Consider the following 24968-nt stretch of genomic DNA (forward strand, 5'->3'; position numbering starts at 1 on the left):
TCGAATTCTTAGCACTATGGGCGAATGATGCTGTCAAATATCTCTCGTATTTCTTCTACCTCACCTGAAGGAACTAGAATTTCGAATTGCTGTTTAGACAAATTGACAGGACGGATTTTTACGAGAAATCCTTCTTGTAATAGTTTATTTTTTATGTTTTCAGCAGCTCTCTCAGTCGGTGCAATATAAAATACCGTCCACATGGGTTTACCTCCTACAACACCACGTTAGCAATCGTAAATTAAATATACAGCTGCGATCCCGTCAATGGCCGTATGATGAACTCATGATAACATAACTATTGAGGATCGGGCAAATCATATTGCCGCGCCTTTTCATCCTGATGTGCGATTCTCGCTGAGGCTGCTGCAGCAAGCCCTGCGACCAAATCATCAAGGAAAACATGAATGCCTTTCCCTTTCTCATTTAACTTTTGCAGTATTCCAGGCTTCATCTTGTCCAAGTAGCCAAAGCTTGTCAAACCAATCATTCCGTATACGTTTGTAATTCCTAATGCCATCGTTTCATCTACTCCGTACAACGGCTCGTCTTTTTCCATAATGGCTTGAAGTGGCTGAGGCAGTTTTCCTTGCTCAGCGAGCTGATCTAGAGCAATGCCTGTGTATAGAGCATATTGCACCTCACGCTTCGACAATACGGCTCTCACACTCTCTACACATTGCTCTAATGTTAAGGCCGCATTATAGGGTAGCTGTAATTGATAAGCGATTTCTGCAACTTCTTGTAGGCTAACACCACGTTCCAATAACAACGCTTCTATCGTACTCATTGTCTTCACTCCCTACATACTAGTGTAGGAAAGCATATGCACGACTAACTGAAATTGTGCCTTAAAATTACTTTACAGCAATCGATCCCTCACCAAGTAGCTGATGGACTTGAATAGCAAGCTGCTCACTGTATCGGACGTGATACTGCTTACTTAATGCAACGATTTGACCGGTGCCTTCATAGAACAATACGGTCTCTTGCTCACCGCGATGAGCTCGCAGTACCCTCTGCAGCTGAGCAAGTATTTCCTGCTTTTGCATTTCGCTGCTCAGCTTAATATAAACTTTTTGTAAATTATTTTGAGTTGATGAAGTATCGGGCGATGAAACATGAGACTGCTCTGCATCTCGTCTAGCGTTAGAGTGCTTGCTAGTCCCTGTGCTTTGTGCGGCCTGTTGATGCAGCTGCCCATTACGTCGCTGCATAGCTTGCGTACGCCAATTTGCTTGAGAACGAAGACGATCGACAGCAGGGCGTAACGCAGCGTAATCTTCAGCCTCTGGAACGACAGCATCATGAACGATCAGCTTTAGCTCATCCTCCTGCTTTTGCAGCTCAACTAGCATTAAAGCAAGCTTGTCCTTGCTGAGCTGCTGGGAATGCTTACTCCACACTCTATTGAAGATCACAGCCTCAACTCGAACAAGCGCATCCTCAATCTCTGCAAAAGCCATCGCTTGACCATTTTTACTTACGAACGAGCGCAGCGAAGTGATGCGGACAGGGACAACTGCATAGCTTCCGTCTTCCTTCTCATATAGCTCAACTAGCTGATCTATAGAAGTACCGGCGATGCCTGCTAGAAGCTCATCAAGTGGGTGACCTGTTAAATACATGCCTAACAACTCGTACTCATGCTCTAATTGCTCATGCGTCGTAAAGGGTCTTATATCAGGCAGCTCAACATTCCAGTTTTGGATTTCCTCAAATCCAAATAGCTCAAGCTGAAGCTCATCACGCTGTTTCTTCCACTTCGTAACGGCTTCAAGGCAATCATCAAGAACGGCATAGAGCTGTGCACGATGTCCCTCAAGTCCGTCAAATGCACCCGCAAGAATTAGCGATTCTAATACGCGCTTGTTGACGACACGAAGATCGACACGCTTACAAAAATCTAGCAAGCTTTCATAAGGCCCATCTTGCCGTCCCTTTACTATCGATTCAATCGCCTGCGTGCCAACATTTTTTATGGCAGACAAGCCAAATCGAACCCCTTCCTCCACAGGAGCAAAGTTCAAATGACTTTCATTAACATTCGGTGGAAGCACCAGAATCCCCATACGGCGGCACTCGTCCACATATTGAGCCGTCTTCTGCAAATTGCCTGCTACCGAGGCTAGCATGGATGCCATAAATATAGAAGGATAATGTGTCTTATACCATGCAGTTCGGAAAGCGAGCACAGCATAAGCGACAGCATGTGCACGTGGAAAACCGTAATCAGCGAAGCGAACAATCATGTCATACACTTCATTAGCAGTTTGCTCGTCATAGCCCATGTGAAGACTGCCTTTAACAAAGTGAGTTCTTTCCTCGTCCAGCACTTCACGCTTTTTCTTTGATACTGCTCTTCGCAGCAGATCGGCTTCACCTAATGAAAAACCAGCCATATGTGAAGCAATCTGCATAATTTGTTCCTGATATACTATAATACCGTAAGTATCCTGCAAAATATGCCGAAGTTCGTCGTGCGGATATTCGACATTAATTTTCCCGTGTTTTCCTTCGATGTATTTTGGAATAAACTCCATTGGGCCTGGTCTATACAGAGCTAGTACGGAGACGATATCCTCAAAGTTAGAAGGCTTCATCTCCTTCAGCACTCTTCGCATGCCTGCAGATTCCAGCTGAAACACGCCTGTTGTTTCTCCTTTGCCTAGTAACTCATAAGTAGCAGGATCATCATCGGAGATCGAATGAAAATCTACCGATTTGCCGTGTAGCTTTTCTACCCAGCGATACGATCTTTCAAGAATGGATAACGTTCTTAATCCAAGAAAGTCCATTTTGAGCAAACCAATTGCTTCCAAGTGCTCCATCGCGTACTGAGTCAGTGGAAGCTGCTCACTTCCGTATTGAAGCGGTGTGAAGTCAGTAAGTGGCTGAGAGGCAATAACAACACCTGCTGCATGTGTTGATGAATGCCGCGGCATTCCCTCTACCTTCATAGCCATATCAATCAGCTGCCTAGTAGACTCACGCTGCTCATAAGCATTACGCAGCTGATCACTATGCTGAAGCGCACCTGCTATCGACATTCCAACGGCATTCGGTATTTGCTTAGCTGCACGGTCAACCTCTTGAAACGACACGTTCATAACACGTCCAACATCTCGAATAGCTGCCTTTGCTGCCATCGTTCCAAACGTAATGATCTGCGCCACATGCTCCTCACCGTACTTGGCTGCAACATAGTTTATGACCTCATCACGACGCTCATCATCAAAATCAATATCAATATCCGGCATGCTGACACGCTCTGGATTCAAGAAACGCTCAAATAATAGGTTGTATTTAATCGGATCAACGTCCGTAATATTCAAGGTGTAGGCAACTAAGCTTCCTGCGCTCGAGCCTCTACCGGGTCCAACCGCTATTTTTCTTTCCTTAGCAAAGCGAATAAAATCCCAAACAATCAGAAAATAATCGCTGTAGCCCATACGTTCAATGACGCCTAGCTCATAATCTAGTCTCTGCTCGATATGCTCGCGGTAAGAGACATCCTCCAGCCACTGCGACTGGTTTCCATAGCGAAGCAGCATGCCATCATGACATAACGACTTTAGAAAGCTTGTAGACGTAAATGCTTCCGGAATTGGCCAAAATTGAGGCAGCTTCGCTCGTCCAAAGGAGAGCTTAAGCTCACAGCGATCTGCAATTACCTTCGTGTTAGCAATCGCTTGCGGCACATGCTGGAATCGCTCGACCATCTCCTCCCCGCTTTTCAGATAGAGCTGATTCGTATCCATCTTCATACGATCTTCATCTTTTAATGTTTTACCTGTTCCGATGCAAATGAGCACATCTTGTACTTCAGCGTCTTGCTCCTTTACGTAATGTACGTCATTCGTTGCAACAAGTGGGATATCTAGCTGCTCAGCCAGCTCGATCATCATTTGGCTCGCTCGCTTCTGCTCAAGGATGCCGTGATCCTGTAATTCTAAGTAAAATCGATCACCGAATATGTCCTTGTAACGCTTTGCAGCAGCAACAGCATCTTCCCAGCTCCCGTGCAGCAGCTTCTGATTGACTTCTCCACCTAGACATGCGCTTAAGCAGATAATCCCTTCTGCGTGTGCACGAAGGGTTTCTTCATCCGCACGAGGTCGATAATGATTCCCTTCAAGCTGAGCTATGGAAACGATATTCATAAGATTGCGATATCCCTGCTCATTCATCGCAAGTAATATTAAATGATAGATTGGGTTGTCCTTGCGGTTCCCCTTTTCAAAGCGGGAACCCGCCGTATAATAAATCTCGCAGCCAATGATAGGCTTAATATCATGCTGCTCACATGCTTTATAAAAGGCAACTGTACCGTACATCACACCGTGATCCGTCAGTGCAAGTGATTTCATCCCTTTGCTTGCAGCCGCTTTAACGAGCTCCTGTATGCGTGCGGCTCCATCTAATAGACTATATTCACTATGGACATGCAAGTGGACAAAGTCCGCAGCCAGTGTATTGCTCATCAATCGTCACTCTCCTGTCTACAAGCAGATATTATTCCTATTATTTTATCATATTCCGTATGGACACGCCCATACAATGAAACATAAGGTTTGTCTACTTTGGGAGGGATGTACATGAACGAGTTTTTATCCAAGGCGGGGCTTGATTTTTTTATAGCATTTGGTGTGGTACTCGGAGGTTCACTTATTGCAGGGGTAGGCGCAGTGTTTATGCTAATGCCTCCTGCAACTGTCATATTGGACACAGCTGTACGATTAAAAATATGGGCAATCGTCGCAGCAATTGGCGGGTCCATTGATCCTGTGCGCGTAATAGAAAGCAATATTAGTGCAGGTCTTATCTCTCCTGCAATTCAGCAGGTATGCTTTATTATTTTTGCTTTCCTTGGGGCACATACCGCAACGGAGCTAATCAAGCTCCTGTGTAAGGGAGCGGTGGCATAATGCGACTGCCTCCCTTTGAACGCTTCATTCATTTGCTAGGAATGTCAGGAGCATTTATTACTGGAGCTATTGTTGGTGCCGTTGTGCTGAACTCACTACATATCGTGCAATTCGAAGCTTATTACGATGACCGAATGGAATTACAGGCTAAGCTGATTCAATATGAGCAGGATATTCACAATCTATCTCAATACAAATCACAGCACACCGTAATAAAAAGCTTGAAGCTCAGAATTGAAGAAGAGAGTAATGATTCCGCAAGACCAAAGCTAGATGCTATGGCACAAAGTGAGCTTATAAAGCTAGTAAGAGAGGATCTATCTATATTAATTGGACAAAGTATATATGATATTGATTCTAACGCACAATTTGCTCGAAAAATACTTGAGAAAAAAGTATATCGCGACATCTTAAATCACGATTACACGATTGAGCTTAAGACCGTCTTGCTGGTCGACAATACGTTGCAGGTATGGATGAGTGTTCGAAAATATGCCCCACCGCCTTCTTAATGCAAAGATCACTATAGGAATTGGTCTTTTATCTATGCTACAATATGATGCAGCATATGGAAAAAGTGAGGGTACATATCAATGGAAAGTTTTATCTTTACAGTGCTGGCTGTATTTATTTTTATTAGTTTGCTGTTTTCTATTTTTTACAGTGTGCGCTCAAGACAAATGAAAGAGCCTGTAAAAAAAGGAATAATCGGTGGCAAGCTTAACATTAGCATGGGTGCGATGCTAGTCTTTATCTCTGCTGTTCAGCTGCTGAACTCTAACGAATCAACACTCCGCATCATCCTAGGAGCAATCTTCTTGCTGCTTGGACTATTCAACCTATTCGCAGGCTTACGCAACTACAGCTTCTACCGCAATAAGGAGCAGCAGCATACACAATCGTAAGTTCAAGGGATCGTCTGCATCAGATGTAGCGTTACGCACAATAGCCTCCATCGCTCGAACATTCAGCGTTACGCACAATAGCCTCAAGCGCTCGAACATTCAGCGTTACGCATAATAGCCTCCATCGCTCGAACATTCCTACGGAATGAGGGTCGCGCTGGAGGCTATTATGCTTCACTGGGGTCTTTTTCAGAGCTTAAGCTTAATCCTGGAAGTTTCCTGCTTGAGCGCGCGCCATGTGGGTCTATTGCTGGACAGCGCTCCACTCGAATGTCTCCCTCGCTCGAACATTCCTGCGGAATGAGGGTCGCTCACGAGACATTGAGCTCCGCTGGGGTCATCTTGCAGCATAATCAACGTAGAACCCGGTACAATGCATAGCATCGTCATCAAAGTCGTGCTTTTTAATCTACCTCTTCCAATAAGGGTTAAAAACTCGGCTTTCAGGACCAAGAAGCTTGGACGATACTAGAAAACAAGGAGCGCAGCGTACAGTAATTGGTACGTGAGCACCGCAGTTTTCGGTAGCGTTCAAGATTCGACGTCGAGTAACCTGCCACGAAACAGCATCGTCATCAAAGTCGTGCTTTTTAAGCTTCCTCTTTCAATAAAGGCTCAATAAGCTTGGATTTCAGTACCAAGAAGATGGTGAGCTACTAGAAAACGAGGAGCGCAGCGTACGGTAATTGGTACGTGAGCACCGTAGTTTTCGGTAGTGCGCCATATTCGACGCCGAATCCACTACAACGCTTAACTTCGTAATCAAATTCGAGCTTATTGAGCTTCATCTTAGTAGGGGTCGATCATTTGTGCTGCTAGGATAGCCTTCCCCGCCAACCTCCCATTATCATAGATGGCAATTTCGATTTTAGTGACCATGCGACTAAGCTCGAGCGGCTTGGTGACAATAGAAACTTCACTTTCAATAGGTATCGGATGTAGAAAATAAGTATTGATATTGTCTAGTAGAAAATCTCGCTTACTCGTTTCACGAATCATATTGCGTGCAGCTTGCGCCATCAGCGTGCTGAGCATGCTTTCCGACGCCATACCAAGCGCACCGGACATCTGAGGCGTAATCTTCCCGGTATAGATCACACTCGCGTCTTCTGGCACAACCTCTGATTGAAGGACAAAGCCTGTCCATATGAGCTGCTCAAATGTTTCTCCACTTTCAGGCTGCTTTCCAGCAAAGCGCATCGCATCTAGCACCTCCTGACGGGTGACTACAGCCAATAGCTTACGATGACGATCGACGATTGGCAGCAGATCTATCCCTTCCAGCGCCATCGTATGAACGGCCGATGTTACGGTGATATTAGGTGCGGCTGTAATCGGGTGCTTGCTCATCACTTTATCTACGCCGATATGATCATTTGCCGCTGCTGCCGCATCCTTTGCTGTCATCATGCCCACCACTCTCCCCCGCTCGTCTAGCACTGGGAATCGAGCTGAGCCAGTCTCTCTGAACAACGCATGATATTCAGCAACTGTTTGTCCGACATGCATAACATCAGCCGGTTTAGTAAAGGTTACGATATCCTCAAGCAGTATAATTTTACGACGTATTAAACGATCATACATCGCTCGGTTAATCATAGAAGCGACGGTAAACGTATCGTGACGAGTTGAGAGCACCGGTAACTGCAGTTCATTCGCCAGCTCAATGACTTCACGCTCAGGTTCAAATCCTCCGGTAATCAGTATGCCTGCTCCTTGCTCGAGTGCTTTGCGATGTACATTTGTACGGTTACCAACGATTAACAAAGAGGATTGACCGATGTAGCGCAGCATAGCCTCCAGCTCCATTGCACCGATGACAAACTTCTGCAGCGTCTTCTCAATGCCTAATAAACCCCCATGCAATCGACCATCGACGATTTCTGCTACTTCACGAAACGTAAGCTGACCTAGCGCTTCTCTTCGCTTGCGATCGATACGAACTGTGCCGATCCTTTCTTTGGTTGACACAAGCCCTGCGGTCTCTGCATCCTTAAAGGCTTTATATACGGTCCCTTCGCTTACATTCAGCTCTTTCGCAACCGCTCGTACAGAGATACGCGTCCCAATCGCTAATTGTTGTATATATTGAATGATCATTTCATGCTTCGTCATGGTTTCCTCAGAAGCAGATGATGTAAATTCATGATCTGTTGACATTCCATATCCCCCTTCTCCTCGCGAGTTCCTTATAAGAACGTAATGCGCGAAACAAGCTTTATGATCATTATAGCAAGGATAATTATAGTTTACGTGATCACAACACAAAAAGGGAAATCCGAAAAGTGATAGCTTCGACTTTTTGGACATCCCCAAGACTGCATATAAGTGTATTAACATGCTTTCCGATACTACGCTGATTCGTTAACTCTTTCCTTTTTCTTGCGTGCTGTTGCTTTTGATCCTAGAGCTGCGAGCTTTCGTTCGAATCGCAATGCACGATGACGTTTAATCGCAAGCAAGCGCTCACGCTTTTCTTCACTCATTAAAATGGTATTGCCATTTGCTGCAATCGCTAATCCAGCCAGAGCAGTCCATGCTATCCAGAATGCATTTCCTAATGGTTCAGCGGCTGCACCTAGTTTCGGTAAGGCGAAAAATAACATCACGACAGCTAGTCCCAAATTAATAAACGGCAGTATTTTACGTTTCATCCCATTCATCCCCCATTCGTACAAGTTTAATTTTAGTTATACATATGCATGGAGCGTATGAGATATGTCTACTGCGTATCACCAACAATGCGAAGTCTTCATATGATACAGCATTCAAGCTCTTGAACACGGAGCTAGTCCGAAAGGAGCTCATATATGCTGAAATCCAAAACGATTGTACCAATTCATGTCGTAGACTCTCTCTCACCTGACACGATCGTCATTAGTGAAGAGCTGATGAAGCAGCAAGGGATACCTAGGGCACAGCATATCAGCCTTCAGTTTGGCGTTGCCAAGCAATCCGTTCATTTACTTCCTGATCATAAAAAGCAAGGCTTATCTATGCACTCAAGATTGGCCCAGCTGCTATCGATACCTCAATTAAAGAAAGAGTTAAAGCTCGCACTAAGCTATCAAGAGCAGCAAACGACACTAAAGCTTGGTCCATTGATCGCAGTTATGATCAATAAGGAAACTACAGATAATCTTGAGCAGCCATTCGGTAACATTAGCGCTTTCTGTCTTGAACTCGTCGAAGCTTGTGTAAAAAACGGGACATTCGTTTATTTTTTCACTCCTCAAGCAATAACAACGTACGGGACAGTGATGTCTGGCTGGGCATACGATGAGGAATGGAGAAAGCTTATACTCCCGCTACCTGAAGTCATTTACAATCGTTTACCGAACAGAAAGGCTGAAGGTCAGCTTCAAGTTCAAAAGTTGATAAATGAAACTTCTCGTTATTATGATATTTCAATTTTTAATGAACGTTTTCTTGATAAGCATGAAGTGTTTGATATCCTTGCTGATCACGAAGCAGTAAAACAATATTTACCTGAATCAGAGCTGCTAACGAGCTATGAGCAACTGGAGCAATTCATTAATAAGCACCGGGTTGCTTACGTTAAGCCGATTCAAGGTAGCTTAGGACGGGGAATTATTCGAATTACTGCCCAACCCAACAGCACTTTCAGCTTGGAACGAGCAATCACAACTAACCAAAAAGCTAACAACTTCACTTCACTCAAGCGACTATATCAGGTCTTAAAGCCGCAGCTTGCAAAACGAAAATATCAAATTCAGCAGGGCTTGTCTCTTATTCAACATGGACGAAGACCTGTTGATTTTCGTGCACTCGTTCAAAAAAATGGTCAAGGTCATTGGAGCATAACCTCCGTCGTTGCAAGAACAGCAGGCAATGATAATTTTGTAGCCAATCTTGCGAGAGGCGGTTCCATCGATTCAGTCTTGAATACGTTACCCCTTACAAATCTAGATAAGCATATTAGTTACGATACGATAAAGCATTCATTAAAAGCGATAGCCTTGACGATTGCTAACGCACTTGATGAGAGAGTAGATGGGCATTTTGCTGAATTTGGTGTAGATTTGGCGGTCGATGTACAAGGGGATATATGGCTAATTGAGGTCAATTCAAAGCCATCAAAAGTGAATCGATCCTCATTAAGCAAAAAAATACGACCATCTGTGCGTATGCTGGTTGCCTATGCGAATCATTTATCAGGCTTCCGGGAAAGGAGACATTCTCATGGGAAAGTTAAATCTAGGCGTAATCGTCGCAAAGATTGATGTACAGAATCAGGTTGAGGGTGTCCATATCGTGATGCCAGAGCCTATTTTTTATAAGGAACTGGCACGCTCGGCAGCTATGCAAAATATCGATGTATACATTTTTTCACCTTCAGAATGGACAGAGCAAGGCTTATATGGCTTTCGCCTCTACGGCAATGTATGGCGAAGAGAAATCGTGCAGCTTCCGGATATTGTATATGATCGTTGTTTTTTTACGAATGCTAGGCAGCGCCAAGCCTGTGAAGATACGCTCGACGCAATAAAACGAAAAAAAAATTACAAGCTTTTCAACAATAATCTGCCGAGCAAGCTAATGGTATACGAAGCATTGCGCACGGTTGAAGAGTTAATTCCATATTTACCACATACGGAGCAGCTTTCTAAGTTGTCTATCGTTCCAAGATGGCTCTCGATCTATACTGATGGTGTTGTCGTCAAGCCAGCAGCTGGGATGCATGGCAAGGGCGTACTGCACATTACGCATGATCGTACAACGATGCAATATGTGATTCGTGGTCGAAACCTCCGCAATGAACGGGTAGATGCCTGCTTTAGCAATGAACTGAACGCATTAAAATGGCTATACCGATTCAAAAAAGAGCTGGCGTATTTGATTCAACCATATTTGGTGCTACGGACGGAGGATCAAAAGCCTTTTGATATTCGAGTGCTGATGCAAAAGGACGCTGCTGGCGTATGGCAGCTAACAGGAAGTATGGCAAGAGTAGGCTTTTCTAATGGACTAACATCTAACATCCATGGTGGAGGAGAAGCAAGTGAGCCTTTGCCGCTGCTCGCAGCAAAAATGGGCGACTACAAAGCAGAACGTTTGCTTAATAAAATCCATATGATAAGTGGGCAAACTGTTTCTGCCATTGAAAGTCATTTTGGAAGATTTGGGGAACTAGCACTTGACTTCGGTATAACTCCACAAGGAAGCATATGGTTATTAGAGTGTAATAGCAAGCCGGGACGACAAGCATTTTCTGGCGTGAACAATAACCTCGAGAATGAACGTCCACTGCAATATGCTAAGCACTTACAGCAGCGAGTAACAGCTAATCAAATAGTAATATAGCATAAAAGTAACAGAGCAGCTGCTCATAAGCTGCTGCTCCCAAATTATCAGGAGGTACTTCGATGAGTCTTATTACGTGCAACATACACTTTTCACAGCAACCTGATCAGGTTGTTTATGTATCAAGACCACTCATCCAGGAGCTAAATCTGAATTCGTCTAAGCCGCTTCATATACGCCTTGGGCAAGAACAAATAAAAGCGATAATAAAACCTTTAAACCGCTCTGGTCGTCATATTTTTTTATCCACCGATGTTCGCAAGAAGATAAAAGTACCATCCAGCGGTGTCATACATGTTCTCCAGCATGGCGGCAATGATATTCAGCTCGGTCCATTAGTAGGTATATTAACGGACAGCTTAAAGCCGGGTGAATCACCTCCCTTTACCTCACGCTCTAACTTCGTGAAGCAGGTCATTAAGGCGGGACATAACAAAGCTTACACCTTTGGCTTCACCCCTTATGATATCGATTGGCAAGATAAGACAATTAATGGGTATTTTCTTAATGCACACGGCAGTTGGTTTAGAAAAAAGGTAGCCTTTCCCGATGTCATTTATAACCGTTTACCTAATCGCAGACTAGAAATCGGAGAAGAAATGACACAGCTTCGTGAAAGACTCGTGAATGAAGGAATTCCGATCTTCAACTGGAGCTTTCTTAACAAAGCGGATGTGTATGAGCTGCTTGGCAATGATTTAGAAGCATTAGCTCATTTGCCTGAATCTGTAAATAATCCATCTCCGGTAACGATGCGGGAGCTGCTTCATAAGCATTCATTCATCTACTTTAAACCTGGCACTGGCAGCCTCGGCTATGGTATTTATCGCATTACGTACCGTCCGGAAAAAGGCTACTTTGTTCGCTATAGAAAAAATGATTCGAACACCCTGCTGAAGTTCGCTACCTTCGATAAAATGTACGGTAGTTTATTGCTCAAGCACGGTGCAGAGCTAAAAAATTATGTTGCACAGCAAGGGATTCGATTAATTGAAATCGACAAATGCCCTGTTGATTTCCGCTTCCATATGCATAAGGATGGCAATAATCAGTGGAAGCCTGTTGGAATTGGTGCAAAAAAAGCAGGACGCGGCAGTGTTACGACACATATGAAAAACGGAGGTACACTTCTTACGCCTGAACAAGCGTTAAAGCAGACGTTTGGTCAACGCTCTGACAGAATATTAGAACGAGCGAAGACTGTGGCAATAAAGCTGTCTGAAGCCATTGAGCGAAACTATCCGCATAGAATCGGTGAGCTTGGATTAGATATTGGCATTGATAAGAAAGGGAAAGTGTGGATGTTCGAAGCAAATGCAAAGCCTGGCCGCTCCATCTTCAAGCATCCCGATTTAAAGAGAGAAGGCAAGCAATCTTTGAACTATATTTTGGACCACTGCCTCTACCTTAGCCGCTTTCAGGGAGGTGGTGCATAATGGAAACCGCCCTTGATACTCCAGCAGCATCCGTATACAGTCCGCAGCAACAAGACAAAGTATTTGCGATACTCACATCCTCTGATCATAATGGTCAAATAAGAGGAAATCGTAGGAACTTTATTGACCTTATCAATATGGGAACTCAGATGGGATTTATCGTTTATGTTTTGCCAGTTGAACGTTTATCGCTGCAAGGATCAAGACAGCGGGGATTTGTATACCAGCACGCCAGTAATAGATGGGTACAGCGGCTCATGCCGTTTCCTAATATCATTTACAATCGCATCCCTAATCGTGAAATTGAGCGCAGAAGCTATGTAAAACATAAGCTAAGAGCTTGTAAAAAAGACCCGCGCATTACGATTTTCAACCCTTATTTTTTTAACAAATGGGAGCTGTTTAAGTGGCTTAAGGCTTCTGCTTCAGCGAAAAAATATCTTCCTCATACTAGGAGATTTTCTGGACCGGGCACGCTAGAGAAAATGCTGAGTAAGCATTCATTTCTGTATCTGAAGCCAGAAAGCGGAAAAGCAGGAAAAGGGATTATGATGATATCCCATAAGCCTGATAGCACACTACCATATCGTTTGAATATCCAAGAAAAAACGAGCTCGACATCCTATAACTGTGTCAACTTCAATAAGCTATGGTCTAGGATCCTACTCCAAATGGAGAAGACGCCTTACATTGTACAGCAAGGAATCGATCTAGCTACCTACCGCAACCGGAAATTCGATCTACGCGTGCTCATCCAAAAAAATATACATGGGCAGTGGGAGATGACTGGACTCGGAGCTCGTGTCGCAGGAAGCACTAGCATTACGACTCATGTTCCTCGCGGTGGAAGAATTGATGAACCATCTAAATTACTCGCATACGCATTCAATACGAATGAATCACATAATATTGTAGAGAAGGTATCTATGGCTGCTGTAACCATCGCTTCACAAATCGAAAAGCATTCGAAGCATCGTCTAGGTGAAATGTCCATGGATATCGGTGTTGATACGAGCGGAGATGTATGGTTTTTTGAAGCAAATTCTAAGCCAATGAAATTTGATGAGCCACATATTCGCCAAAAATCACTGCAGCGTATTTTTCAATACAGTCAATACTTGCTTGAGAACTAATCTTGCGTTGTTAGAGGGATGCTTCCGAAATTATCTTTCTCACTGAGAAGCTGACCAATGATCTTACAAAAAGCTTGTAGGAGGTCAATGTATAATGCTTCGTCACCATACGTCTCAATCCTGGAAAAAGCATAGAGCTAGGATTCTTAATTTTATTACGCGCTACGGAGAGAAAAAAATTACTCTTGCCTCGCTTCATAGCTTGCGAGCATTATCCAATGAGCAATTAAATGTGCAGGTGGAGCATCTTCCACCTGCTTCCATTGTTACCTACACCGAACAAGGAGCCCTACTTGGCGTTGCATATGCAATAGCAGATGGAAGCGGGCACTGTATCGTCGTCGTTCATCCCGATGCAAGACGGCGAGGAATTGGCAGCAAGCTGATGGAGGCATTAATTCAATCTCTTCCTTCATTTTCGTGCCAGGTTGCAATTGATAATGTAGCTAGCCTTGCGCTATGCTTCAACAATGAGCTGCATGCTGTTGCAATGTTCAAGGGGCCTACTGGTAAATCTACCCTTCGGTTTGAAAGGAGATTCATGAATGCCTCGCCTAATATTAGGAATTCTAACCCTGTATCTTAATGATGCTGGTGTTCTGGAGGAGCGTAGAATTTATGAGCAAATGACAATAGAAGGCGACAAGCTCGATATTCAAGTGATTGTATTCACGCCCTCAGACGTGCTTACCAAACGAAAAAAAGTAAAAGCTCATATCTATGATCTAAAGAATATGAAATGGATTCGACAGTGGGTAGCTATTCCCAATCTAATATTTGATCGCTGCCGTATCCAAAAAAGTCATCGAATGAAAGAACTACGTGTTTTCAAGAGCAGTTTCTCTAACCTTCACTATTTGAACCGCCCTCTCGGTAATAAATGGACGATGCATCAAAAACTATTAACTTCACCCTTTATAAAGAAATACTTACCTCATACCATTAAATATGAAAAAAATAGTGATCTTATTCAAATGCTTAAGAAGTACAATGTCGTTTATGTAAAGCCTGTGAATGGAACTGGTGGTCGGGGAATTCTAAGAATCGAACGACATACTAGAAATAACGTAAAGGTTCAAGGTCGAGATCATAACCGGCGTATTATCTCGCCTCGAACAGTTTCGATTATTACGTTGAAGGACTTTATAAATAAATGGAATGTAACCGCCACGTCCTATCTCGTGCAAGAAGGAATTCCACTGACGCTAAGTAACGGTAGAGTGCATGACTATCGAATTCTCGTACAGAAGGATGGGAATGGCAGCTGGATGGTTACAGGTGGTGCAGGTCGAATTGGAGCAGCTCGCAGCATTACAGCTAACCTGCACGGCGGTGGATCTGCTGTCGCAATGACTAGGCTTATGCAGAGCTTCGTTAATGTTGAGGTAGATCTAAGCCGAGTACAGGAAGAAATCAATACACTTGCGATAGAGCTCGCTTCCTTTTTGGAAGGTGAAGGATATCAGTTGTGTGAGCTCGCGATTGATTTAGCTATCGATCGTGATGGCGGTATCTGGATCATCGAGCTTAATCCGAAGCCTTCACGCGAAGTTTTCCGCGAAATCGGTGAGTTGGAGCGTTACTTCGATTCCATAAGACGCCCACTAGAATATGCAAAGTATGAGTATCTATACCGACTCAATCAGTAATACGTTTGCTGCCAGCACAGTTGATGCTTGCTCTTAATTAGCTTTTACTAACTTAAGTGCAGCAACTATGCTGGCTAATTTACATTGAAATTAACGAGTAATTATGGCAGACTTAGTTCAAGAATGAAAGCGTTAGAAGGGATGTTTCTATGAAAATTTGGCTACTGCGCTCCATGACCGAGCTTACCTCTCGCAAATGGATCTCAAAACTGACAGGCGCCTTTGCGGAATCACGATTAAGCAGATACCTAATCCCAATGTTCGCCCGTACATATGGAATCAATATCGACGAAGCAGAAAAACCGATAAATCAGTACCGTACACTCAATGAATTTTTCACACGACGACTAAAGAACGGCATGCGCAGTATTGATCAAGAGCAATCAGCACTCATATCTCCTGTAGATGCGCTCATTACGAGCTGCGGACCAATTGACAAAGGATTACTGCTTAATGTAAAAGGACAAGACTATTCGATCTCAGAGCTGCTTGCCGATGAAAAGCAAAGCAAAAGCTATGAGCACGGCTATTATATGGTACTCTACTTAAGTCCAACAGATTATCACAGAATTCATGCTCCTGCTGCAGGGAGTATCGTAGGCAAGGTACACCTTCCCGGCAAAGTATATCCTGTTAACCACTTTGGGCTAACTCATATGAAGGCAGTGCTGAGCCGCAATGAGCGACTAATCACATATATTAAGACCGAGCAATGCACTGTAGCTGCAGTTAAGGTTGGAGCGATGAATGTAAGCAGTATATTTTATGTCGATCCGCATAAAGAGACCGTTGAACGCGGAGAAGAGCTTGCATACTTTGCCTTCGGTTCAACCGTTGTACTTTTGATGGAAACTGGAACATTTGAAGTTGACCACGCTATTAAACCTAATACGAAGGTTCGTATGGGACAAAGATTGGGCTTGCTGCAGCGAGCTGATTCACAGTAAAACATGTCACATGCTAAACGCTACAACATAACAAAATAAGCTTAAAACAAAAAGCTGCATGAACAGATTGTAATGAACAATTCTGCATGCAGCTTTTGTTATCTAATCTCTGATGGATTTTTTCCAGTGTATTGCTTAAATTGACGACTAAAGAAAAATATATCACGATAGCCAAGTGCATCAGCAACCTCAGTAACATTCATCCCTGCGTGAGTTAGCAAATATTGCGCTCGATCAATACGCGTGCGGATCATGTAGGTTTGTACTGACATGCCTAGCACCTCACGGAATTTCATGGAGAAATAGCGTGGTGACAGCTGGGCTCGCATCGCCAAATCCTCCACACGGTGCGCTACACTTGGATTCTGGCGGATAAAGTTTGCTACCTCATGAATGGCTTCCGTTAGTTGATTGCTCGCTTTTTTCTCTACTGGTGTCTGGAAGTCCGCGCGAAGCAAATGAATCATGATTTGCTTTAAAACAAGCTTCGCCTCTTCTTCTGCAGCAAAGGTTTGGATAAGAAACAATCGCACATAACGAGATAATAAAAATTCAAAATCCACCGTATCCTTCAATAAACGATAACGTTTCGGAATAACTTCTACTGGCTCATCGGTCGAAAAGTGGATATACGTTAAAACAAGTGGCTTCTGTGGATTATGCGTCGCACTTGTGTAATCTCCTGGACGGAATAGGAAACAGCTTCCTGGGCCTACTTCATGATGTACACCATTCACCTCGACTTCGCCTTCCCCGCTCCACACATAGAACAAATCAAAGTTCGGCATCGGCTTTTCACGTCGTGCCCACCTCCAGCCTGGTTCGCACACGATTTTAGCAAAAGCAGGCTTAAGCGTTAACTTCTCCGGCGAAATATCAAGCATCGCTGACCCCTCCTATATCTATTAGTATCTACATTGCCGCGTCATAATGCATACAGAGCTTAACAAACAGTATACAATTTGTGCAAAAGAAAATCTGTATATACTTTATTATAATTAATCTGAGTAAAGGTTCAACAGAAAAAAACTGCAAATTAACAATCTTAAAATATTTTTTTCATACAATGGTCTGGCAGACGGTTTAATGATATAATTATGGGCGACTGCACTAACCTATAAATATGATTGATTTCGGAAGGATGGAATGAAATCCATGAACCCATTAGCTCAACAACTTAATGAGACCCTGCAGCAAGAAAATCCTGCTGTCTATAACATGTTGTCTAGTCTTGGGAAAGCAATCTATTTCCCTAAAGAAGGTATTCTTAGCCAATCTGCGGAAGCGAAGGCAAAGGCAAATAAGTACAATGCGACTATTGGTATTGCTACTGAGGACGGCGTGCCGATGCATCTAAAGGTGATTCAGGATACATTGAGCGCTTATCATCCAAAAGATCTATATGAATATGCTCCGCCTGCCGGGAAGCCCGAGCTGCGTAGTGCATGGCGAGAAAAAATGGTGAAGGATAACCCTTCATTGGCATCGATAAAAGCTGAGTTCAGTAATCCGATTGTTACGAATGCATTGACGCATGGTCTTAGCATCGTAGCTGATTTGTTTGCTGACAATGGCGATGCGGTTATTATACCCGACAAAAACTGGGAAAACTATGAATTGACATTCGGCATTCGCCGTAATGCCAACATAGTTGAATACCCTTTGTATAACGACGAGCTGCGCTTCAATAGCGAAGGCTTGAAGAAAGCGTTACTTGCACAAAAGGATAATGGAAAAGCGATTGTCATCTTGAATTTCCCTAACAACCCTACAGGCTACACACCGGATGTACAGGACGGAAACGCAATCATAGCTGCCATTAAAGCAGCTGCAGAAGAAGGCATTAAAGTCGTTGCCGTAACGGATGATGCTTATTTCGGTCTATTCTTTGAAGATTCCATGCAGGAATCATTATTCGGCAAGCTAGCAGATCTACATGATAATGTGCTTGCTGTGAAGGTTGATGGAGCTACGAAGGAAGAGTATGTTTGGGGCTTTCGAGTAGGCTTTATTACTTATGCTTCTTCTTCAAAAGCAGCACTCGCTGCACTTGAGCAAAAAACAATGGGTGTCATACGTTCTACGATTTCCAGTGGACCGCATCCTTCTCAAACCTTTGTGCTGCATGCATTAAAATCACCAGAATTCGAACAGCAAAAAGCAGAGAAATTCGAAATTATGAAAAAGCGTGCAAACACAGTTAAAGATTTGCTGGATAGCGGACGCTATGGCGACACACTGCAGTACTATCCATTCAACTCGGGCTACTTTATGTGCTTAAAGCTTAGCCATGTTTCAGCAGATGCTGTTCGCAAGCACTTGCTTGACGAGTATGGAATTGGTACGATCGCCCTAGGTGAAACAGATCTTCGCGTTGCTTTCTCTTGTATCGAGACTGATCAGCTAGAGGAGCTGTTCGATTCGATTTATAAAGCAGTGCAAGAAGTAAGCCAGCAAGCCTAATTGATAAAAAGGGGATAGATATGACAGAATCAACTGTCTCATCTATCCCCTTTTTGCATGAATGATTCAGCTTTAATGGCTTGCTGGCAGCTAATGTACAATCAATCGAGCTCCTCTGCCTTTCGCAGTGCGGACTGAAGCTGCATTGCACGAATGAGCGGAAATACTAATACAATGGCCAGCATGACGATTAACTGGTAAGCATGCCCTCCCCACATTGGGAACGTTGGCAGCCACAATATAAAGATTAGAATATAGTTAATCAGGCACTCTACGTGCACGAGCTGTTTTTGCTGCAGTGTCACAGATAGTGGAAAAATATCCTTCCATATTGCGTGGCGATGAGCGCTTCTTAACGTTCCGCTTTGAATGGTAACCAGCATACTAAAAAAGAGCAAGCTTAGTACGGCACCCCAGCCCTGCAACCCCAAGCTATCTGCTACCATATAATTCACTAATCCCCCTAGTATAACGAGCCGTATACAGATGCCACCGATTTCTGTACGAACGAAGGTAATCAGATGCAGATACACAAAGGTTGAAGCTTTGCGGTACGGAACGAGTCGAATCAGCCAAGCTAAATAATATCGCTTTTTAACGATGGGAGGCACTGCCTGTACATCAGAGAACCAGTTAAAAAATGAATACAGTCTACGTATCGTGAACTTCTCCTCGTCGATCAATCGTCCCCATGGAAATGAAGACTTTCGCATCATTCGATAGCACGTATAAAGTAACGCAACTGCACATATCGAGTATACGATAGTCAGAGCAAACGAGAATGAGTCCTGTTTTAGCCATGCCAGCACAATGCCAAACATGAGTAACCAACGAATGATTCGAAATATAAAGCGGTGATTGTTCCAAATTAGCCTTCGCTCTTGCCATCCGCTATAAGCATTAAAGGCCTTTAGCACTAATAGAATAACAGCAAACCATATGCCGATATAGCCTTCACCTTGCCGATATAGCGGCCAAAAAACAAGCAATACGGCGAGCAGCAGCAGCGTGCTGTTGCGTAAGGAGCGAATCATTGACTGCTTTAAATAACCTGACAGCTTATGCTCCATTGGCATTAAATAAATTACATCCGCCTCTCGTAAAAACGTGCGCAGAGGGCTATAGCATAGCAGTGGTGTCAATACGATTGCACCTATCCAAGCGATTGGAAACTGTGGCGGAACATCCTTAAGCAGATTCACATACCGATAGACAAATAAAATGCCAAACAATGATAAAAAAACGGGCAAGCCACTCATCATCATGTATCGGATGTAAGGAATAATCTCCTTCGTAAAGCTTTGCTTCCGCTCAAACCATAGTTGAATCACGCCGGACGGTTCCTTCATTAGGCTTCTCCTCCATTTAACATCGCATAGAACGCATCCTCCAGTGTCGTAACGTTCTGCTGCGAATGCTGTGATGCTTGCTGTAGCATGTCCTGTAGCGTGCCTTGAGCAACGATTCGACCCTGATCGAGCATCATAAAACGATCACAATAATGCTCTACCGTCGATAAGATATGAGAGCTCATTAATATGGCGGACCCCGCGTGCTTCACCTCAACAAGATCCTCAAGTAACGATCTTATACCAAGTGGATCAAGCCCAAGGAATGGCTCATCAATAATAAATAAGGATGGCTTGGCTAGAAGCGCGCTCATAATCATAACCTTTTGCTTCATCCCTTTGGATAAATGCGCCGAGATAGCCTTGCGTTTCTTCGTCATATGGAAGCGTTCCAGTAATTGCTCTGCACGCTGGCTAAATTGCTCCTGCGGTACACCATAAGCCATGGCTGTCAGTCTTAAATGTTCTTCAACCGTCAGCTCATCGAACAAAATTGGTGTTTCGGGTACATAGGTGTAGCTGCTGCGATATAGCTCAACATCCTCCTCCAAGGTTGTTCCATTAATCGTAACCACACCTCGATGAGGCGTCATTAGGCCTAAAATATGCTTTATGGTTGTGCTTTTTCCAGCGCCGTTTACACCGATTAAACCAATCATTTCGCCTTCTTTAATATCCATGTTTAAATCATGAATGATCGCCCGCTTTGGACTATAGCCTCCGCTTAATTGCTCTACATGCAATACCGTTTTCATACACTCACCTCTAATCTTCAGTTTAACGAATTTTTGAGTCATTATCAAAAAGAGGCTTGTCCAAACCAATCTTGGGGACGAAGCCTCTAGGAATGATATAAATTATTGTTCTTCAGACTGTCTTTTTTGCTTCAGCCATTTTGGTGCACCTTTATTTTTGCCTTCATTTTTCTTCTTCTTGCTTTTTGAAGCAGTCGGAGCTTGATTGTTTTTGTCGGATTTCACACGACTTGGTTTATGCTGAAGCTCGGCATTGCTTACGTCTTGTTGTCTGGAAGCAACCTTGGATTTCGTTGTTGGTTTAGCTGAGCTAGTTGTTGTTGCTTTGGCTCTTGCAGGTCTTTCAGTACTAGAAGTCGCTGCACTACTGCTGCCTGACTTAGATGGTGTGTAACGCGTAGCCTCCGCAATTTGTGCTTCATTCAGCAGCTTACCTCTAAACAGCATCCGTTCTTCGATTGTAATATTAAGCTGCTTCATAAATTTATCCATAATAAACTTTTCTTTTGTCGTAATAATGGAGATGACTAATCCCTTTTTCCCCATACGCCCTGTACGACCTGCACGATGAACATAATGATCGGCATCAATCGCAGGCTCGATCTGAATAACGAGCGGTAGATCTACGATATCGATTCCTCTTGCTGTCACATCTGTGGATAGTATCGCTTCTAGCTTGCCTTCACGGAAAGCAGACAGTGTAGATGCACGGCGTTGTTTATCTGCTTCTCCATACAACGCTTCCACCTTAAAGCCTTCGAACCTCAGCTTCGTCTCCCAGTTTGAAATTTGATTCGTATCATTTACGAATAACAGTGCTGGGCTCGCCTCAATTGTTCGCAGCAACCGTCTCGCATAATCGAGCTTAGAGCGCTGATCACATACGATATAATAGTGCTCAATTGTGCTCGCCACCTTTTCAGCTGGAGAGATTACGATATGCTCAGGATTATTCATCCATCTGCCTTCGTAACGTTCCATAACTTCAGGATAGGTAGCAGAGAAAAATGCCGTTTGACGATGCTTGTTCATGCTAAACAGCAAATGCTCCATATCAGCAGGAGAACCTAGATCAAAGGTTTGGTCAGCTTCATCAATAATTAAAAACTTTACAGCATGCAGCTTTAGCCTTTTACTTTTCACAAGTTCATTCATCCGACCTGGTGTGCCCACAACAAGCTGTGGGTTTTGCTTCAGCTTTTCGATCTGACGTTTAACTGCAGCTCCACCAATCAGCTGCTGAATTTTTATTCCAAGCGGCTCTGCATATACTTCAGCTACTCTTACAATTTGCATAGCAAGCTCCTGAGTAGGCGCTAGAATAACTGCTTGTATTGATTTAGACGATGCGTCAATGCGCTGCAATACAGGCAATAAAAATGCTAGCGTCTTACCACTGCCCGTCTGTGATTTGACACCGATATCTTTCCCGGCAAGCAGCAAACGAATGGCTGATTGCTGCACCTCCGTTGGATTTTCTATCCCTTGCTCATTCAAAATATGTATCAGCTTCTCGTTTATACCGAGCTCAGCCCATGTATGACTAGACATAATAACTTCCTTCTTCCTTCCTTAGCTCTAACCTTTAAAGTAGAGCGACACTCTATTTTTTATTCAACCAGCCACCAGCTAACTTATCAATTAGCCTCGGGAATAATCCGTACAGCTTAAGACCAAAGCCTGCCATGTAAGGTAAATTAAGCTCCGATCTCCTCGTATGTAGCAGCTTTATTATTTTCTTTACTACGTATTCTGGCTCCATCATCAACCAGTTGATATTGTTAGCATACGTCCCATTAGGATCCGCCTTTTGAAAGAAAGGTGTCCGGATCGGCCCGGGATTTACCGCAGAAACGGCAATCGGCAGCTTACGCGCTCGCAGCTCCATTCGCAGGGAATTGGTAAAGCCAAGTACAGCATGCTTCGTTGCAGTGTAAGAGGTTGATTTGGCAGATCCAATGCGTCCGGCAAGTGAAGCAATATTAACAATATGCCCACCGCCAGCCTCCACCATATACGGTAATACTAGCTTCGTACATCGAACGATTCCCATATAATTCGTATCCATCATCTTCTCATACATCTCTAAGCTAAGCTCCTCAATGGAAGCAAACAAGCCATATCCTGCATTATTTACAATAATATCAATTTTTCCATAGCTATGTACAATATGATGAAAGGTCTGTATGATTTGATCAGCATCATTCACATCCATTACATAATAGGCACCTTGTTCACCAAGCTCAGACGCTACTAGCTTCAAACGTTCTTCGTTTCTGCCCGTAATGATCGTCTTCGCCCCTAGCTTTGCTGTCTCTCTTGCAAGCAATGCGCCAATACCACTCGTAGCACCAGTAATAACGATTACTTTGTTATTTAACATCAGCATCACCCTTCAACAGTGTACTTCATACGTTAATTTTACGCAAAAAAAAACAAAAAAAGCTCCTAAAAGGAGCTATTAACTATGAAACTAACACTTGAATATCTAGTTCGCCAATTCCATCAATAATCAATGGAACAGTTAATGCTTTTGAGGATTCAAAGCCGGCCGCCTGTGCCATCTCAACAATTCTAGGAGGAGTAATATCAACCGCCATTCCTTGATTGTACAATATTGTACTAGCATTACCGCTAATCATATTGCTTAGCTCAGATATCGCGCTTTTCCCCATCTCGTCAAGCTCTGAAATTGCGTAACCGCCCATCATTGCTGATATCATCTTTAGTGCAACATCCTCTTGCAGGCCAAAGATAATGTCTCCGTTCATCTGTCCGTTCACACCAATATGTATCCAGATATAACGCTCAACGAACTTAATATTTTTTACCGATACCGCCCCTGTCGAAGGACGAACTTGAACGACTTGCTCTATTACGGACTGAGCTGATTCCAAAAACGGGTTTATATATTCTGCCTTCAATTTCGTTACTCCCCTCTATTAGATCTACGACCAAGCCCTTAGCTACCATTATAACCGATCATGTAGGCCAAGTATACTAAATTTTAAGAGAATTGATTTTTTATTTCAGTACAGACATGACTTTATGAAGAACTAAATACCTAATTTCCCCGTTTTTTCTATAAAAAAAAAAAAAAAAGACTAATTTTTCTGTCGTTGTCATGACAAAAGAATTAGTCCAAAAATAGTATTAAATATATGATAGCTTTATATATTTACAAGCTCAAGTTTCTCTATTACTTTAACCAAGCTACCAAATTCCAGCTCTTCAAACTTCTGATGTACTTGGTCTCTGCTAAAGCACCAGCGACAATGCTCATCGTCAAGCTCATCTAGCGGTGCCTCACAATGGATCGTTGCCAGTTTACGAGACAGATGCAGCATATCCAGATCAGTTTCAATCTTCTTACGCACGGTCGGTGAGATTTGATCAAGATTATCAAGCAGACCTTCAATCGAAGCAAATTGCTGAATCAGCTTGTAGGCTGTTTTTTCTCCGATGCCTTTTACACCTGGATAATTATCAGCTGTATCTCCCATTAACCCTTTAACATCTATCACCTGTGCTGGCGTAAGTCCTTTTTCTTCGAATAATGTTTGCAGCGTATAAAGCTGATAGTTTCCGATACCTTTTTTCATAATGGCAACATGCACCTGCTCCTCGATGAGCTGAAGCATATCATGGTCGCCCGTTACGATGACAACCTCGTGCTCTTTGCCAAGGCGAGAAGCCAATGTTCCCATACAATCGTCTGCCTCGTAGCCTACAAGTCCGATATTCGGCACATCAAAGCTGCTAACGACTTCCTTTACGAGATCAAACTGCGGAATTAGATCCTCCGGTGCAGCTGGTCTGTTTCCTTTGTAATCACCGAATTGCTCTGTACGAAACGTTGTCGATCCCATATCCCAGCAGCATATGACATGCGTGGGCTGATAGGTTTGAATCGCATCAGCAAAATAACGAACAAAGCCATGCACGCCATTTACAGGGATGCCACTGCTTGTCCTTCTAATTTTCCCGGTAAACGATGTAGCAAAATAAGCTCTAAATAATATAGCCATTCCGTCTATTAATAAATAACGACGCTTGCTGCTCACTATCCATCTCTCCT

23 protein-coding genes are annotated in these 24968 nt (G+C 43.4%); 11 read left to right on the plus strand and 12 right to left on the minus strand.

Going from position 1 to position 24968, the window contains the following annotated elements:
- Nucleotides 1–14 precede the first annotated feature (14 nt).
- The 3 genes from M3180_RS04115 to M3180_RS04125 form a co-directional block, all read right to left on the minus strand.
- Complete coding sequence (locus tag M3180_RS04115; protein ID WP_251666014.1) at nucleotides 15–203, minus strand: glutamate decarboxylase; 189 nt, start codon at nucleotides 201–203, stop codon at nucleotides 15–17.
- A 95-nt stretch (nucleotides 204–298) separates the two neighbouring features.
- Nucleotides 299–790 (minus strand): phosphatidylglycerophosphatase A family protein, encoded by a 492-nt coding sequence (locus M3180_RS04120; RefSeq protein WP_251666015.1) that lies wholly within the window; start codon nucleotides 788–790, stop codon nucleotides 299–301.
- A 67-nt stretch (nucleotides 791–857) separates the two neighbouring features.
- Complete coding sequence (locus tag M3180_RS04125; RefSeq protein WP_251666016.1) at nucleotides 858–4484, minus strand: DNA polymerase III subunit alpha; 3627 nt, start codon at nucleotides 4482–4484, stop codon at nucleotides 858–860.
- 114 nt (nucleotides 4485–4598) lie between these two features.
- Between M3180_RS04125 and M3180_RS04130 the strand changes: the two genes are divergently transcribed.
- From M3180_RS04130 to M3180_RS04140, 3 genes are all read left to right on the plus strand, one after another.
- Complete coding sequence (locus M3180_RS04130) at nucleotides 4599–4928, plus strand: YtrH family sporulation protein (protein WP_251666017.1); 330 nt, start codon at nucleotides 4599–4601, stop codon at nucleotides 4926–4928.
- On the plus strand, nucleotides 4928–5440 hold the full coding sequence (locus M3180_RS04135) for a DUF3450 domain-containing protein (protein ID WP_251666018.1): 513 nt from the start codon (nucleotides 4928–4930) through the stop codon (nucleotides 5438–5440). The genes M3180_RS04130 and M3180_RS04135 overlap by 1 nt, the downstream gene beginning before the upstream one ends.
- Before the next feature lie 81 nt (nucleotides 5441–5521).
- Nucleotides 5522–5833: a YtpI family protein gene (locus M3180_RS04140; protein ID WP_251666019.1), complete on the plus strand. Its 312-nt coding sequence runs from the start codon at nucleotides 5522–5524 to the stop codon at nucleotides 5831–5833.
- 789 nt (nucleotides 5834–6622) lie between these two features.
- On the opposite strand, the gene M3180_RS04145 is transcribed toward M3180_RS04140, so the two are convergent.
- Together M3180_RS04145 and M3180_RS04150 are read right to left on the minus strand one after the other, a co-directional pair.
- A complete protein-coding gene (locus M3180_RS04145; RefSeq protein ID WP_251666020.1) occupies nucleotides 6623–7993 on the minus strand; it encodes a DRTGG domain-containing protein in 1371 nt (456 codons plus the stop codon).
- A 191-nt stretch (nucleotides 7994–8184) separates the two neighbouring features.
- Nucleotides 8185–8487, minus strand: coding sequence for a hypothetical protein (locus M3180_RS04150; RefSeq protein ID WP_251666021.1), 303 nt, complete (start codon nucleotides 8485–8487; stop codon nucleotides 8185–8187).
- Between the two features lie 156 nt (nucleotides 8488–8643).
- Here M3180_RS04150 and M3180_RS04155 point away from each other — a divergent pair, with 156 nt between their 5' ends.
- From M3180_RS04155 to M3180_RS04185, 7 genes are all read left to right on the plus strand, one after another.
- Nucleotides 8644–10077: a YheC/YheD family endospore coat-associated protein gene (locus M3180_RS04155; protein WP_251666022.1), complete on the plus strand. Its 1434-nt coding sequence runs from the start codon at nucleotides 8644–8646 to the stop codon at nucleotides 10075–10077.
- Complete coding sequence (locus tag M3180_RS04160; protein WP_251666023.1) at nucleotides 10037–11158, plus strand: YheC/YheD family endospore coat-associated protein; 1122 nt, start codon at nucleotides 10037–10039, stop codon at nucleotides 11156–11158. Before M3180_RS04155 ends, M3180_RS04160 begins: the two co-directional genes overlap by 41 nt.
- Before the next feature lie 62 nt (nucleotides 11159–11220).
- A complete protein-coding gene (locus M3180_RS04165; RefSeq protein ID WP_251666024.1) occupies nucleotides 11221–12594 on the plus strand; it encodes a YheC/YheD family endospore coat-associated protein in 1374 nt (457 codons plus the stop codon).
- Complete coding sequence (locus tag M3180_RS04170; protein ID WP_251666025.1) at nucleotides 12594–13727, plus strand: YheC/YheD family endospore coat-associated protein; 1134 nt, start codon at nucleotides 12594–12596, stop codon at nucleotides 13725–13727. The genes M3180_RS04165 and M3180_RS04170 overlap by 1 nt, the downstream gene beginning before the upstream one ends.
- A 94-nt stretch (nucleotides 13728–13821) precedes the next feature.
- The gene (locus tag M3180_RS04175) at nucleotides 13822–14313 is read left to right on the plus strand and encodes a GNAT family N-acetyltransferase (RefSeq protein ID WP_251666026.1); all 492 of its coding nucleotides are present in this window, start codon (nucleotides 13822–13824) and stop codon (nucleotides 14311–14313) included.
- Nucleotides 14273–15376 (plus strand): YheC/YheD family endospore coat-associated protein, encoded by a 1104-nt coding sequence (locus tag M3180_RS04180; protein ID WP_251666027.1) that lies wholly within the window; start codon nucleotides 14273–14275, stop codon nucleotides 15374–15376. The genes M3180_RS04175 and M3180_RS04180 overlap by 41 nt, the downstream gene beginning before the upstream one ends.
- 149 nt (nucleotides 15377–15525) lie before the next feature.
- On the plus strand, nucleotides 15526–16323 hold the full coding sequence (locus M3180_RS04185; protein ID WP_251666028.1) for a phosphatidylserine decarboxylase: 798 nt from the start codon (nucleotides 15526–15528) through the stop codon (nucleotides 16321–16323).
- A gap of 98 nt (nucleotides 16324–16421) precedes the next feature.
- Here M3180_RS04185 and M3180_RS04190 read toward each other — a convergent pair whose 3' ends face one another.
- A complete protein-coding gene (locus tag M3180_RS04190) occupies nucleotides 16422–17207 on the minus strand; it encodes a helix-turn-helix domain-containing protein (RefSeq protein WP_251666029.1) in 786 nt (261 codons plus the stop codon).
- 271 nt (nucleotides 17208–17478) lie between these two features.
- Between M3180_RS04190 and M3180_RS04195 the strand changes: the two genes are divergently transcribed.
- Nucleotides 17479–18786: an aminotransferase class I/II-fold pyridoxal phosphate-dependent enzyme gene (locus tag M3180_RS04195; RefSeq protein ID WP_251666030.1), complete on the plus strand. Its 1308-nt coding sequence runs from the start codon at nucleotides 17479–17481 to the stop codon at nucleotides 18784–18786.
- A gap of 101 nt (nucleotides 18787–18887) precedes the next feature.
- Here M3180_RS04195 and M3180_RS04200 read toward each other — a convergent pair whose 3' ends face one another.
- The 6 genes from M3180_RS04200 to M3180_RS04225 form a co-directional block, all read right to left on the minus strand.
- Nucleotides 18888–20135, minus strand: a complete 1248-nt coding sequence (locus tag M3180_RS04200) for an ABC transporter permease (RefSeq protein ID WP_251666031.1) — start codon at nucleotides 20133–20135, stop codon at nucleotides 18888–18890.
- Entirely contained in the window at nucleotides 20135–20890 is a 756-nt protein-coding gene (locus M3180_RS04205) for an ABC transporter ATP-binding protein (RefSeq protein WP_251666032.1), read from the minus strand. The genes M3180_RS04200 and M3180_RS04205 overlap by 1 nt, the downstream gene beginning before the upstream one ends.
- 102 nt (nucleotides 20891–20992) lie before the next feature.
- Entirely contained in the window at nucleotides 20993–22441 is a 1449-nt protein-coding gene (locus M3180_RS04210; protein ID WP_251666033.1) for a DEAD/DEAH box helicase, read from the minus strand.
- 52 nt (nucleotides 22442–22493) lie between these two features.
- A complete protein-coding gene (locus M3180_RS04215) occupies nucleotides 22494–23273 on the minus strand; it encodes an SDR family NAD(P)-dependent oxidoreductase (RefSeq protein WP_251666034.1) in 780 nt (259 codons plus the stop codon).
- Between the two features lie 82 nt (nucleotides 23274–23355).
- Entirely contained in the window at nucleotides 23356–23814 is a 459-nt protein-coding gene (locus M3180_RS04220) for a chemotaxis protein CheX (protein WP_251666035.1), read from the minus strand.
- Nucleotides 23815–24060: 246 nt separating this feature from the next.
- Nucleotides 24061–24957 carry a 5'-3' exonuclease gene (locus tag M3180_RS04225; protein WP_349774462.1) on the minus strand — a complete coding sequence of 299 codons (897 nt, stop codon included), beginning with the start codon at nucleotides 24955–24957 and terminating at the stop codon, nucleotides 24061–24063.
- Nucleotides 24958–24968: the final 11 nt, after the last annotated feature.

The sequence above is a fragment of the Paenibacillus camelliae genome (assembly GCF_023715345.1).
Taxonomy (GTDB): Bacteria; Bacillota; Bacilli; order Paenibacillales; family Paenibacillaceae; genus Pristimantibacillus; species Pristimantibacillus camelliae.

Coding starts and splice junctions, on each gene's coding strand:
- M3180_RS04115 (WP_251666014.1), bottom strand. CDS start 203: ATGTGGACGGTATTTTATATTGCACCGACTGAGAGAGCTGCTGAAAAC.
- M3180_RS04120 (WP_251666015.1), bottom strand. CDS start 790: ATGAGTACGATAGAAGCGTTGTTATTGGAACGTGGTGTTAGCCTACAA.
- M3180_RS04125 (WP_251666016.1), bottom strand. CDS start 4,484: ATGAGCAATACACTGGCTGCGGACTTTGTCCACTTGCATGTCCATAGT.
- M3180_RS04130 (WP_251666017.1), top strand. CDS start 4,599: ATGAACGAGTTTTTATCCAAGGCGGGGCTTGATTTTTTTATAGCATTT.
- M3180_RS04135 (WP_251666018.1), top strand. CDS start 4,928: ATGCGACTGCCTCCCTTTGAACGCTTCATTCATTTGCTAGGAATGTCA.
- M3180_RS04140 (WP_251666019.1), top strand. CDS start 5,522: ATGGAAAGTTTTATCTTTACAGTGCTGGCTGTATTTATTTTTATTAGT.
- M3180_RS04145 (WP_251666020.1), bottom strand. CDS start 7,993: ATGTCAACAGATCATGAATTTACATCATCTGCTTCTGAGGAAACCATG.
- M3180_RS04150 (WP_251666021.1), bottom strand. CDS start 8,487: ATGAAACGTAAAATACTGCCGTTTATTAATTTGGGACTAGCTGTCGTG.
- M3180_RS04155 (WP_251666022.1), top strand. CDS start 8,644: ATGCTGAAATCCAAAACGATTGTACCAATTCATGTCGTAGACTCTCTC.
- M3180_RS04160 (WP_251666023.1), top strand. CDS start 10,037: ATGGGAAAGTTAAATCTAGGCGTAATCGTCGCAAAGATTGATGTACAG.
- M3180_RS04165 (WP_251666024.1), top strand. CDS start 11,221: ATGAGTCTTATTACGTGCAACATACACTTTTCACAGCAACCTGATCAG.
- M3180_RS04170 (WP_251666025.1), top strand. CDS start 12,594: ATGGAAACCGCCCTTGATACTCCAGCAGCATCCGTATACAGTCCGCAG.
- M3180_RS04175 (WP_251666026.1), top strand. CDS start 13,822: ATGCTTCGTCACCATACGTCTCAATCCTGGAAAAAGCATAGAGCTAGG.
- M3180_RS04180 (WP_251666027.1), top strand. CDS start 14,273: ATGCCTCGCCTAATATTAGGAATTCTAACCCTGTATCTTAATGATGCT.
- M3180_RS04185 (WP_251666028.1), top strand. CDS start 15,526: ATGAAAATTTGGCTACTGCGCTCCATGACCGAGCTTACCTCTCGCAAA.
- M3180_RS04190 (WP_251666029.1), bottom strand. CDS start 17,207: ATGCTTGATATTTCGCCGGAGAAGTTAACGCTTAAGCCTGCTTTTGCT.
- M3180_RS04195 (WP_251666030.1), top strand. CDS start 17,479: ATGAACCCATTAGCTCAACAACTTAATGAGACCCTGCAGCAAGAAAAT.
- M3180_RS04200 (WP_251666031.1), bottom strand. CDS start 20,135: ATGAAGGAACCGTCCGGCGTGATTCAACTATGGTTTGAGCGGAAGCAA.
- M3180_RS04205 (WP_251666032.1), bottom strand. CDS start 20,890: ATGAAAACGGTATTGCATGTAGAGCAATTAAGCGGAGGCTATAGTCCA.
- M3180_RS04210 (WP_251666033.1), bottom strand. CDS start 22,441: ATGTCTAGTCATACATGGGCTGAGCTCGGTATAAACGAGAAGCTGATA.
- M3180_RS04215 (WP_251666034.1), bottom strand. CDS start 23,273: ATGTTAAATAACAAAGTAATCGTTATTACTGGTGCTACGAGTGGTATT.